This is a genomic window from Pedobacter gandavensis (assembly GCF_032678465.1).
GTDB lineage: Bacteria > Bacteroidota > Bacteroidia > Sphingobacteriales > Sphingobacteriaceae > Pedobacter > Pedobacter gandavensis_B.
Map to the genome: position 1 here is coordinate 1 of NZ_JAVTSK010000003.1, position 12146 is coordinate 12146.

Consider the following 12146-nt stretch of genomic DNA (forward strand, 5'->3'; position numbering starts at 1 on the left):
GATTAAAGCGGACCAAATGGAATCTTTGGTGAAAGAGAATTTTAAGCGTAGATTGTGGAAGTCTGAAGAGAAAGAATATTATGTCTCTGGAAGTTCCCCCGGAACTTTTATCCTTTGCATTGAAAGACTCGGCAGTATCATTGGTTAGTATTTCTTCTTATAAACGAGTTCTGGTCAATGGCAAATTAATTTCAGATAAAATTGACTATCAAAAATTTAGAATCCTACTGACCTTAAAGTATAGCGTTATTTTTTTTCTAAATCTAAACCAGTTCAAAAAAAGGGAGGTTACATCATCTCATCAAATCTATGACTAAGCTTCTGCCTTCTAGATGCTTGACAACAGTGCCCAAAAGGTTTCCACCATTCCAATCAAACGGTTCGCTAATGAGTGCTGCCTATAGTCAATTATCCTTTGAATCAATAACGCTATGAAAGTGTTCAACGATCGGAAAAGGGTCGTAATAATGATGTAATAATTCTCTCCAATGGGTGTATGCTTCAGATTGTCTAAACCCTATTGTGTGATCCTCTAATTCCTGCCATTCAACGAGTAATAAATATTTATCATCTTGTTCTAAACACTTTTGTAGACTATGTCTGATATAACCTGATATTGACCTTATATATTGCCCAGCCTGAATAAAATCTTTCTCAAACTCATTGCCTTGTCCTTTTTTAATATATAAGAAAGCTGCTTCTAGTATCATGTTGGCTGTGTTAGTACATTGCAATATAGAAATTATACTAATATAGCGCGCGCTGCCTTAAGGTTCATTTATCAAATTGTTAAACATAATAAAGCATCATTTGCCTCTTAGTAATACATCAAACTCATTTTAAGTCCAAAATTTTCTGGATCTAGGATTTTCTGTCATACCAAATGAGGTGCTTTTTAGGAACTAGTTTGTTTTTCAAATGTTGACTAAATAATCAGTACTTTCTACAGTTTCAAATCTGGGTTCAGAATTATTTCTTGTTGCCGAAAATCCATTAGATATTAAAAGAAAGTCGTTATAATCTTGTGGAAGCCTAATGCCGAGATTTTTTTCAGTTGATTCTATATTATCAATTTTTGGAGGATCGTTTCCTTTACAATTAGATTCAATTTGTTTATTTGACAATTGAGTATCCCCAGATTTCATAGATTCTTTTTAGCACATTTTTGAGCATGGAAAAACGGATATTGTTTAAGAAAGTTTAAGTTAATGAATATTTGCTTAGTAAGTATCCCGCAGTGGAATAAAGAGGAAAGAATACATCATAGAGCTGACCTAGATTTGTTTATTGTAACATTTAATATGGTCTTGTATCTAACCTGGCACAAATGAAAAATCTCCTAAAACTAATGTAGTTAGTGTAATGAATTTTGAAGATATATACAAGCGTTATGCTCCACAAATATTCAGAGTTTGCCGCGGATATACAAACGATATAGATTATGCCAGGGATTTAGTTCAGGATACCTTTATCTCTGCATGGATGAACTTATCAAGTTTTCGCAACCAGTCGCACATTAGTACCTGGCTTTTTAGAATAGCTACAAATAAGTGTCTTCGAGCCATAGAGATTACAAAACGTATGCCTCCTACAGAACTGCCTTTTAACTTAGCTGAATCATTTGAGGAGTCGCAGGAAGAGAAACTTGATTTTTTATATCAATGTATCGCTGAACTTGGGGAGACAGAGCGCATCATTATCTCTTTGGAGCTGGAAGGCCTACCTCAGGCTGAAATTGCTGCTGTTGTAGGGTTGAGTAATGGAAATGTACGGGTAAAAATTCACCGCATAAAAGAAAAATTGACTCAAAAATTTAAGGAGCATGGACAATTTAGATGATCTTAAAACCATTTGGCATACTGCAAAAACAGATATGTTGCCAAGTTCTAATGACATATTACATATTGTCAGAAATTTTAGACGACAAAAGTTGAGAGGTAAATGGGTAGTTATAATTTCATCGTTCTTGCTTTCATGTCTTATCATCATTATTTTATGTATTGTTGATTTTAAACTACCGACTACTTACATAGGGGGAGGATTAATAGCGATTTCAAGTATTCTACTTGCAATTACTAATATCCGGTCGCAGAAACGTTTTTATCAGCTTGACGATTGCAGCCACACACAGTTCCTGGCTTTTATTGAGAAAACCAGACAAAACCAAATCTATTACTATAAAAAAACACAGGTTGTCATTATGTTGCTGTGCTCGGTAGGCCTATTACTGTACCTACATGAGCTTATGATTAAGAATACAATATGGTTCATAGCGGTGGGCATGCTGAGCTTAGTCTATTTACTCATTATGTGGTTTGTAGTAAGGCGGAGAAATTTCAGAAAAGATCAAGAAAAACTAAATGCTATACGTCAACAATTAGAAAAAATCTTAAAACAACTCCAATAATATGAATCGTAACAATATCTCTAAATCCGCTTTAACATATCTTATTATCGGTCTGCTAATAATTGTTATTACGGCAATAATATGTCGTTACCTGTTACTATCAGATTTAATCAAAGGACTTTTTACAGGCCTCGGGCTTACGATGGAATTTATAACGCTCGTTAAGATACGGCAAAGCAATAAAAAAACTAAATGCGTAAAGGCTTGATTATTGTGCTATCATTTTTTAGTCAAACCAGCTATTAAACATAAATCAGATATGAAATGGTTCGAGAAGCTTTGGGGATTCTGAATGATATATTTCGTTAACTGTTTTTGCACATACTTAAGTCATTCCATCTTTAGTAACTAGGTGTTTTATTCCTTAGAATTACATTGTTTACATCTTCGGCTTTGTACTTACAGCCTACTGAAGGAACAATGATGGCAATAATATTCTTTTCCTCGTTTTTATGAGTTTACAGTTAATATTGAACAGCCAATTTTTGCTATAAATGTTCATTTTTCCGACATTTGAACATGGCGCTATTCTTAACGTTGGACAATGTCTATAACCTGTACAACATTGATTCTTCCAAAAAGATGGAAGGGATAGTTGTTCTACATCAGCAGAACTACCCCGAAAAGGAGTATACTAAGCACAGTCGTTTATTTGATGGATTGCTGCTAGGCTTTATGATACAAGGTTCTATGAAAGCCCAAATACATTTTTTAGAATACGAAATCGAGGCAGGCGACATTGCAGTTTTACAACCGAAATTGATGATAGATACAAAATCACTGAGTAAAAACGCCGAAATAGTAACCATTGGTCTTTCGTTGGATTTTATTGCTGCGTTTCCAATCCTACGCGAATTTGTAATGAACAATCAAATCCGATGGCAGCCTGTAGTCAGACTTCAAAATGAAGAAGTGAAGCTAAAGAATCAACTGGTAGAACTTATACAAAGCTTCTATCATGAAAAACAGGGCCCCAGGAAATCTGAAATACTGCGACATCTTGTTATTGCGCTAATGTATATGATTTCTGAAGCCTATTCAGGTCTGAGTCAGAATAACAGTTTAGTGAAGAACCGCAGGCATGAAATCATCGACGATTTCTACATATTGATTTCAAAGTATGCAACCCAGCAAAGGAGTGTTAAATTTTATGCGGAAAAGCTTCATTTGACCCCTCAGTATCTCTCTACTTTTCTAAAGCAAAAAACAGGGAAATCAGTTTTGCAATGGGTTGATCATGCTATGATCATACATGCTAAAACATTACTCAAATCTTCTGGTTTTTCAATCAAGCAGATCAGTAACGAGTTAAATTTTGGAGAAACAAGTTTATTCTGCAGGTTTTTTAAGAGAATCACCGGAATTTCGCCAGGTGTATTTAGAAATGGGCAATAGTCAATACTTGAGCACATATTCTGGTTATCTTACAAATTGAACGTAACTACCAAGAATGTGTAAAAATAACAGCCTCAGGCTCTGTTTATTTTTACACCATGAAAAATTCAACTAAAAAAGCAGCTATTGGATTCATATTTGTAACCCTGCTGATTGATATTACTGGATGGGGAATTATACTTCCGGTGGTTCCAAAACTTATTAAAGAACTTATTCGTAGTGATATTACTGAAGCTGCCAAATATGGTGGTTGGCTGGGTTTCGCCTATGCTATTACACAATTTATATTTTCGCCAGTGGTAGGCAACCTTAGTGACAAATATGGAAGACGTCCTATTATTTTAATTTCTCTTTTTGGATTTGCCATAGATTATATATTTCTTGCTTTTGCTCCATCTATTAGTTGGTTATTTTTAGGAAGGGTCATTGCCGGAGTAACAGGTGCTAGCATCTCAACTGCAAGTGCTTATATAGCTGATATTTCAACTGATAAAGATAGGGCTAAAAATTTTGGTATGATTGGAGCTGCTTTGGGGCTTGGATTCATTATAGGTCCAACGGTTGGAGGATTACTAGGCCATTATGATGCAAGGGCTCCATTCTATGCTGCAGCTGCGTTATGCTTGTTAAATTTTTTGTACGGATATTTTATCCTCCCAGAAAGTTTAGATAAAGATAAACGTAGAGGATTTGACTGGAAACGTGCAAACCCCGTTGGATCCTTTAAATTCTTAAGAAAGCACCCTGAAACTTCAGGTTTGGTCTTCGCTCTGATATTGATTTATATTGGTCTGCATGCTGTACAGAGCAATTGGCATTTCTTTACCATGTATAAATTTGGTTGGACAGAGCGAATGGTTGGTATTTCTCTCGGGCTGCTTGGATTGTTGCTCGGATTGGTTCAGGGAATTTTAATCAGATGGACAGCACCTAAGTTTGGAGAGCAAAAAAGCATTTATTATGGATTGATGTGTTATGCTATGGGATTGTTATTATTTGCATTTGCAAATCAAGGATGGATGATGTTTGTTTTCCTTATCCCTTACAGTCTGGGTGGTATATGTGGTCCTGCAATTCAGTCAGTAATTTCTAAAAATGTTCTACCAACTGAACAAGGCGAATTGCAAGGAGCCTTAACAGGTTTAGTGAGTGCCACTTCAATTATAGCCCCACCATTGATGACAAATTTGTTTTATTATTTCACAAATGATGAAGCTCCTTTCAAGTTTTCAGGAGCTCCATTTTTCCTTGCATCAGTCTTGATGGCTATTAGTGTAATTATTGTATACTTAACTTTTCAACGAAAAGGCAAAAAATAACTTGAAAATTATAATCACTAACGCTATTTGTTTTGTGTCAATGTCTTATTCTATTGCGATTTATCTGTTTATGAAATTGATTTGGGAAATATTGGTCATCTAAATCCCGAATTCTTTTAAAAATGGGCGGAAGGTTCATTTTTAGGAACCACCAAATTTCATACAAAAAGCCGTTCTGAAAAGAAGAACGGCTTTTTGTAATTTATAATCAGGATTTGTAGCATTCCAAAAACTTATGGATTTTATAAAATGGTATTTAGTTCAATTAAATTAAATTTATCATCATTTTTTATGAAATCCTTCATTATAGCAGCATGACCAGTACCTACCAAAATCACGATATTTTTAGTTTCTTCCGCTAACTGACTCTGAATGTTTGCATACATTATTAGATTTCTTTTATACCAATCAGCAACTAAATTCGATCCAAGATAGTTTTCATTTAACCCAATAGTGTTAGCAAAGGAAATATAAAATCCTTTATTCTCATTTAAAGCTTTATCTGTGTTTAAGCTTTTAAAAACCTCTCTCAGGTCTTTTTGTGCCATACATTCATTGCTTTTTTTGGTTAACTCTGCAAGTTTCGCTTCAAAAATCTGATTACTTTTTGGATTTGATTTTATTATTTTTTGTAATAAATCAAATCGCATATTCATTAAACTATCAATAGGATAAATCTCCTTATTACTTGATTTTTTCGCTAAACGAAAAGCCAGTTGATAAGTCTCACCTTCCGTATAAAATCGTTTACTGCGAGCGTTTTTTATGGTGTCCGTAAAGGATGAAAACTGATCATTTAAATAGAGTTGATAATGACCATTAAGTTCCTTTTTTGTTCGATAATTGCTTTCTACGAAAATTTGATCAGGTTTGTATTTTTTTATGATTAAATCTGTAATTTTCTCTAATCCAATTTGATTCTCTTTAGATAATATGTCTCTATCCACTGTTTTGATGGCGTCATTTCCCGGGTTATTAAAATGATAGGTTCCAATTAAGACAACATTTACTTTGTTTTGAGAGAAGGAATTTAGGAAGAAAAGTAAAAAAAATGGAAGAATTTGTAGTTTTTGAATGGAAAATTTTAACATAGATGGTTTTTAAATATTACAGCTATCTAATCAATAGGTGTACGGTTTCTTGTAATTTAATGACGAATATATTAAAAATATGTTTGCTGAGATCATTAGCGTATAAAAATCATTAATGCCTTCAATTGGTTTTATTCTTTATCTGGAAGCATAGAATGAAGTAAATAGTTCTTTGTAAATATACTTGTACCTGCTATTAATTACTGTCATTTGATAGTATGGGCTCTCTAAAAGCTTCATTATTGTAACATTGCAAAGGATTTTTTCTCTAAAAAGACTAGAAGAGTGACGTAGTACAAATCCAATTAACTGTTATCAATGAGCTGGAGAATGTTTTCGTATAAGTCTGCTGTAAACAACCGTAAAAAAACAAAAACACGGGAGTGGTTTGATGCCATAATTTTTGCTGTACTTGCAGCAACTTTAATTAGGGTGTTTTTTATTGAGGCCTATACCATTCCCAGCGGTTCAATGGAAAAATCTCTTTTGATTGGTGATTTCCTTTTTGTGAGTAAGGTGAATTATGGTGCCAGAATTCCTATGACACCGGTTGCATTTCCTTTTGCACATCATACCATGCCGATTACGGGAACAAAAGCATATTGGGATGGCGTTGAATGGAAATACCGTCGTTTACCAGGATTATCCGAAATTAAGAGAAATGATGTGGTGGTTTTTAATTTACCCGTTGGAGATACCGTTGCATTGGAAAATCAAGAGCCGAGTTATTATAATTTAGTCCGCCAGTTTGGCTGGAAAAGTGTGAACAGTCAATACACAGTAACAAGTCGGCCAGTTGATAAAAGAGAAAATATCATCAAAAGATGTATTGGGATTTCAGGTGATGTAGTCAGCATGAAAAACGGCATACTCAGTGTGAATGGTAAAGTAGAACCTCTAAAAAACACTGGACAAATGCCCTATAAAATTCAGCTAAAAATAGCTGATATCAACTTTGAGGTGTTTAAGGAACTGGGTTTTACTGTTAATGAAATGGAGCAGGTAGATCCTTTTACCTATGTAGCAAATGCCACCTCTGAAATGATAGATAAATTGAAAACATTTGATTTTATTAAATCCGTGGCTTTAAATGTGAAGCCGGAAACGGTTAATGATGCCGATCTTTTCCCACTGGATTCAAATCGGAAATGGAATGTCGATAATTTTGGTCCTATAAAAATTCCTGCGGCAGGGTGGACGGTTCAATTGGATAGCAACACAATGCCACTGTATTATAGAGCAATTAGAACTTACGAAGGAAATAAAGTAGAAAAGAGAGGAAATGCCTGGTACATCAATGATAAACCAGTAAATACTTATACATTTAAAATGAATTACTACTGGATGATGGGCGATAATCGACATAATTCTATCGATTCGAGATATTGGGGATTTGTACCTGAAGATCATGTGGTGGGTAAAGCATTGTTAATTTGGATGAGCTGGGATAAAGAGGGTTCTTTTTTCCATAAAATCAGATGGAACAGGTTGCTGAAAGGAATTAATTAGAAGTTTTATAGTTATTAAAAACCAGACCAAATGTTCATGAAATTAAGATTCAATTCTTTGCTGTTTTCTATCGTTTTATTAGCTGTGAATGCAAGCTGTTTTGGTCAAACGAAACAAGACAGTTTAGACGTAAGAGCTGCTGTTTTAGATTATATTGAATCGCAGCATACGCCCAATCCCGCACAGATGGATAGGGCTTTACATTCAAGGATGGTGAAGCGAACTTTTTGGAAAGATAGGGGAACAGGTAAAGAGTACCTGAGGGAAACGACACCTGAATCGATGGTGCTCTTAGCCGAAAGCTATAATAAGAAAAAAGATAAATTTCCGGTAGTTCCTAAAAAGGAAGTCCGGTTTCTTGATATTTCCGATAGAACTGCATCAATTAAACTTATTGCAGATGATTGGATCGACTATATGCACCTCATAAAGTTGAATGGTTCATGGAAAATTATTAATGTGCTTTGGCAATATCACGACAGTGAACGACATCAATAATTGCTTATTTAGATAGTCGTTCAACGGCCTCTTCAACAGAACTCAGAAAATTGACCTGCCTGCCTTTGTTGCTTTCGTAAATGAAGTCTTTAATCGGCTTTCCTGGATATTTAATGAAATCACCAACGATAACCAACTGAACCCTGTAATTGGAGGATTTTTGCAGCATTTCTCCGGCAATACCTGTTTTCAGATCAAAAAAATCAGGTAGGATACTAGGCTCATGAATAATAATCTTGTCAAAATCCTGATAATACAAATCAACTATCAGCTACAGACTTTCTTCGGCATTGGTGATGACAAAAGAATCAGAAACAACTTCTACAATTTTTATTCCCCCATTTTGATGGCAACTATATTCGTTATTAAATGTTAAAAAACAAAGATTGCAAATCTAAAAACGCCTCGCTTTACTAAACGAAGCATTTTTAGGTGTAAGATTTGGTACCTGAAAGTAAGGAGAACTTATTTATGTATTCGACCAGACCGCCAATTCGTTTCCGGCTGGGTCAAGGAAATGAAATCTTCTTCCTCCTGGAAAACTGAAAATATCTTTAGAAATTTGCCCGCCTGCTTCAATAATTTTATCCTGTACCTGAGCAAGGTTTTCGTGGTAAAGAATAACCAACGCACCGTTTTTCACGATCGAGTCGCTTTTAAAAAAGCCCCCATCAAGTCCACTTTCTGAAAAAGCAATGTATTCTGGTCCGTAATCAGTAAAACTCCAATTAAATGAGAATTGGTAGAAACGCTTTATTGCAATGAGATCTGAAGCCTGAAATTCAATATAATTGATGTGGTTGTTTTGCATGTGGTTAATTTAATCATAATGTTTCATTTTGAATCATTTTAGGAACATAACTTCTGATGGTACGGTCTAATTAAATAAGAAAGAAATGATAATTTTGTAATGCTCTAAATGAAAATCAACCAATAGCAAATGAAAACCTATTCCTTCCGGGCCAGCTTAGAAATTATAGGAATTAATCCATATGTTCAAGTTCCAGAAATGATTTTGATGGAGATTTTTATTCAGGCAGCTAAAACGAAGGGGCCTATTCCAGTCGTGGGAACTGTAAATGACCTGCCTTATCAACAAACCCTACTCAGATATAGTGGTCTATGGCGACTTTATATTAATACAATAATGCTTAAAAATTCTCCGAAACGTATAGGAGAAACGATTAAAGTAACCATTAAATTTGATCCATCAGATAGAACGATTAAGCCACACCCAAAGTTAATAGAGGCTCTCAATAATAATTTAGAAGCAAAGTTTAGATTTGATCATCTAAATCCTTATATGCAAAAGGAAATATTACGATACATTTCTTCATTAAAAACAGAGGAAAGCAGAAATCGAAACATTAAAAGAGCTGTTGATTTTTTGTTGGGTAAAAGTTCTTTTATAGGCAAAAAAATGCTTTAAATAAATTTTATCCCAATCTGCTATGCTTCAATTGTTTTTTTTGAATATGTTTACTGTGGCTAAGTTTACCTGTTAACTGGTTGTGTTAATATTATTCTTATGAAGCAATGAAACAACATATACTTTTTGTCGAAGATGAACGGGATCTTGGGAATGTAGTGAAGCAGTACTTAGAACTGGTAGGCTTTGAAGTAACATGGTGTCTTAATGCTCATGATGCATTTGATGCCTACAAAATCTCAAAATTTCATATGCTGATTGTTGATGTTCAATTGGTGGATTCCGATGGTTTTGAACTGGTTGAGAAAATCAAAAAATTGAATAAAAACCAGAGTTTTATTTTTCTTACAGCAAGGAATGAGAAGAATGACAGACTTCGGGGCTTGAAAATTGGTGCAGATGATTACATCGTAAAACCATTTGATATTGATGAGCTTGTCTTAAGAATAAAAAACATCTTAAAAAGGAATGAACCGCTGTATGTTACCGAAGAGGTATCAGCTACCAGTAATGAATTGAGGATGGGAGATTTAATCTTTAAAAAGGACCTGCTAAAGTTATTTTTACCTAATAACTCCTCGATTTCTTTAACCCTTCGTGAAGCGCAATTGCTGGAATATATGTTCTTACATCAAAATCGCATCTTAAAAAGAGCAGATATTCTTCTGGAACTCTGGGGAGAGAATGATTATTTTCTCGGTAGAAGTCTGGATGTATTCATTTCCAGATTGCGCAAGGCCTTAAATCATTCCTCAGAGGTTAGTATTCAGAATGTGTATGGGGTTGGTTACATATTCAGTATTGCAGAACTCTTAAAAAATTAAAGGTTAAAACTTTTCTTTTTCCAGGGGCATCGTGATACAAAATGCGCTGCCATGGGCTGGGGCACTCGTCACTCTTACTTCCCAGTGATGTGCTTCTACAGTTTGTTTGACATAAAACAAGCCTAAGCCCAGTCCTCGGGTTTTAATTTCATTTTGACCACGGTAAAATTTATCAAATATTGATCTTAATAGTTTTTTATCCATTCCCAGACCATTATCCCTAATCCATAGAGTCAGTTTCTGCTCATGTTCTGTCACCCCGATATGAATTTTCTTATGTTGTTGCTTGTTATATTTTAACGCATTGTCGAAAATATTATAAAGCATGGTGGTCAATGAAAATTTGTTTAATAACACAAAAGCATGAAGCCCCTCAAAATTGTAAATGATACTTGCATTTTCGGTGATTTTTAGCTTATAGTCGTTGATTACTTCCTCTAAAAGGGAACCAATCTCATAAATTTCTTTTTCCGTGGTATGCTTATTCATTTGGCTAATGTCAAGCGCCTGATTGATTAAAGTTTGGAGTCGCTGGGTTTGCCTTTGGATCACCTCTGTAAGTGGATAAACCTTTGCCTGGTCGCCAATAATTTCCTTATTTCGAATACTAGAATTTGCAACTAAAATAGTGGCAATGGGTGTATTAAATTCATGAGTAATGCTATTTAGAAAATCGGACTTCATATCCGAAAGTTTCTTTTGTCTTAACCAATTTCTATAAGTAAAGTAGTAGATGCTGATCACTAAAAAAATAAAAGATATAGATAGTAATAGGGTAAAGGACATAGACTTCAGGATAATCACTTTCCGGTTGTCGTAATCTACATGTATCGAAAAGCCCATGTAATAGCTTCTTGGTGTGGGGGAGCTAACCATGATGCCCGCCGTATGATTTTGATTGGTAGGATTCTTAAGGCTGCCATCTATGGCAATCCCATATTTATTTTGAATGTCGGGTGCCAAATAGGATAGCTTCTCGTTTTCTGGTTTGTACAATGAAATATAATTTATTCCATCAAAGGTGATCGCAATGTCATTTATGATCAAAAGATATTTTAAATCACGATCTAGATGGTTCTTTTTTAAAATAGCGCTAAAAACACTATCCATGTTGCTCTTTAATTGCAAGTCCCTGACTATAGTATCGCATACTTTTTGTTTTAGAGTGGCAAAATCACCGGGATGATGATAATAGGCATACTCTAGTGCCGCCATATTTCTATAAATAATGAGGTCAACAATTTTCTGTCCTCCCGGATAAAGCTTGTCGTTACGAACGACCTCCTTATAATCACCTTCTATAATCCGGCTTTCCTTAAGGATATACTGTTTGTCTTTTAATTTATAGGTAGTATAAATCAGATTGAATTGCAAATAGGAGAGTATAATCAGACTAATCAGCGCAATAATTTTATGAGCTATGGGAGATGGTTGTATTTTATTCAAGGTCATTTATGCTAAAATAATTGTTTTATGCTGGGAAATTGTTTTAAAATGAACATTAACATTTCATTAAGTATTCCTTAACAACTTCGAGATCCGTCAAAGCCTATTTTTATTGAAATGTTTTTATTTATCAAAAAGCCTAAAACCTTTTACCTGCTTTTAAAACGAGAAAAATGAAACATTAATGACCAAGTAATCTCAAACTAAAATCATTAAAATTAACCAAAA

The 12146-nt window shown here is 34.5% G+C and carries 13 protein-coding genes; 7 read left to right on the plus strand and 6 right to left on the minus strand.

Annotation, left to right across the window (positions count from 1 at the left end; translation table 11 throughout):
• Window positions 1-404 precede the first annotated feature (404 nt).
• Both R2Q94_RS06135 and R2Q94_RS22175 read right to left on the minus strand, forming a co-directional pair.
• A complete protein-coding gene (locus R2Q94_RS06135) occupies window positions 405-710 on the minus strand; it encodes an antibiotic biosynthesis monooxygenase (RefSeq protein ID WP_316820569.1) in 306 nt (101 codons plus the stop codon).
• 204 nt (window positions 711-914) lie between these two features.
• A complete protein-coding gene (locus tag R2Q94_RS22175) occupies window positions 915-1145 on the minus strand; it encodes an SMI1/KNR4 family protein (RefSeq protein ID WP_410478525.1) in 231 nt (76 codons plus the stop codon).
• A 217-nt stretch (window positions 1146-1362) separates the two neighbouring features.
• Here R2Q94_RS22175 and R2Q94_RS06140 point away from each other — a divergent pair, with 217 nt between their 5' ends.
• The 3 genes from R2Q94_RS06140 to R2Q94_RS06150 all read left to right on the plus strand — a co-directional run bounded on the left by R2Q94_RS06140 (window position 1363) and on the right by R2Q94_RS06150 (window position 5121).
• Window positions 1363-1839, plus strand: a complete 477-nt coding sequence (locus R2Q94_RS06140) for an RNA polymerase sigma factor (protein ID WP_316820570.1) — start codon at window positions 1363-1365, stop codon at window positions 1837-1839.
• A gap of 1087 nt (window positions 1840-2926) precedes the next feature.
• Entirely contained in the window at window positions 2927-3802 is an 876-nt protein-coding gene (locus tag R2Q94_RS06145) for a helix-turn-helix domain-containing protein (RefSeq protein WP_316820571.1), read from the plus strand.
• 98 nt (window positions 3803-3900) lie between these two features.
• Window positions 3901-5121, plus strand: a complete 1221-nt coding sequence (locus R2Q94_RS06150) for a TCR/Tet family MFS transporter (protein ID WP_410478526.1) — start codon at window positions 3901-3903, stop codon at window positions 5119-5121.
• A 242-nt stretch (window positions 5122-5363) separates the two neighbouring features.
• Here R2Q94_RS06150 and R2Q94_RS06155 read toward each other — a convergent pair whose 3' ends face one another.
• Complete coding sequence (locus tag R2Q94_RS06155) at window positions 5364-6212, minus strand: DUF5694 domain-containing protein (RefSeq protein ID WP_316820572.1); 849 nt, start codon at window positions 6210-6212, stop codon at window positions 5364-5366.
• A 318-nt stretch (window positions 6213-6530) separates the two neighbouring features.
• Between R2Q94_RS06155 and lepB the strand changes: the two genes are divergently transcribed.
• Together lepB and R2Q94_RS06165 are read left to right on the plus strand one after the other, a co-directional pair.
• Window positions 6531-7721, plus strand: coding sequence for a signal peptidase I (gene lepB / locus R2Q94_RS06160; protein WP_316820573.1), 1191 nt, complete (start codon window positions 6531-6533; stop codon window positions 7719-7721).
• A gap of 36 nt (window positions 7722-7757) precedes the next feature.
• Entirely contained in the window at window positions 7758-8219 is a 462-nt protein-coding gene (locus R2Q94_RS06165; protein WP_316820574.1) for a nuclear transport factor 2 family protein, read from the plus strand.
• Window positions 8220-8223: 4 nt separating this feature from the next.
• Here the strand turns inward: R2Q94_RS06165 and R2Q94_RS06170 are convergent, their stop codons facing one another.
• Both R2Q94_RS06170 and R2Q94_RS06175 read right to left on the minus strand, forming a co-directional pair.
• The gene (locus tag R2Q94_RS06170) at window positions 8224-8478 is read right to left on the minus strand and encodes a DUF4180 domain-containing protein (RefSeq protein WP_316820575.1); all 255 of its coding nucleotides are present in this window, start codon (window positions 8476-8478) and stop codon (window positions 8224-8226) included.
• Window positions 8479-8688: 210 nt separating this feature from the next.
• A complete protein-coding gene (locus tag R2Q94_RS06175) occupies window positions 8689-9030 on the minus strand; it encodes a VOC family protein (RefSeq protein WP_316820576.1) in 342 nt (113 codons plus the stop codon).
• A gap of 129 nt (window positions 9031-9159) precedes the next feature.
• Here R2Q94_RS06175 and R2Q94_RS06180 point away from each other — a divergent pair, with 129 nt between their 5' ends.
• Window positions 9160-9648: a YdeI/OmpD-associated family protein gene (locus R2Q94_RS06180; protein ID WP_316820577.1), complete on the plus strand. Its 489-nt coding sequence runs from the start codon at window positions 9160-9162 to the stop codon at window positions 9646-9648.
• A gap of 107 nt (window positions 9649-9755) precedes the next feature.
• Complete coding sequence (locus tag R2Q94_RS06185; protein ID WP_316820578.1) at window positions 9756-10472, plus strand: response regulator transcription factor; 717 nt, start codon at window positions 9756-9758, stop codon at window positions 10470-10472.
• 3 nt (window positions 10473-10475) lie between these two features.
• Here the strand turns inward: R2Q94_RS06185 and R2Q94_RS06190 are convergent, their stop codons facing one another.
• A complete protein-coding gene (locus R2Q94_RS06190; protein ID WP_316820579.1) occupies window positions 10476-11924 on the minus strand; it encodes a HAMP domain-containing sensor histidine kinase in 1449 nt (482 codons plus the stop codon).
• Window positions 11925-12146 lie beyond the last annotated feature (222 nt).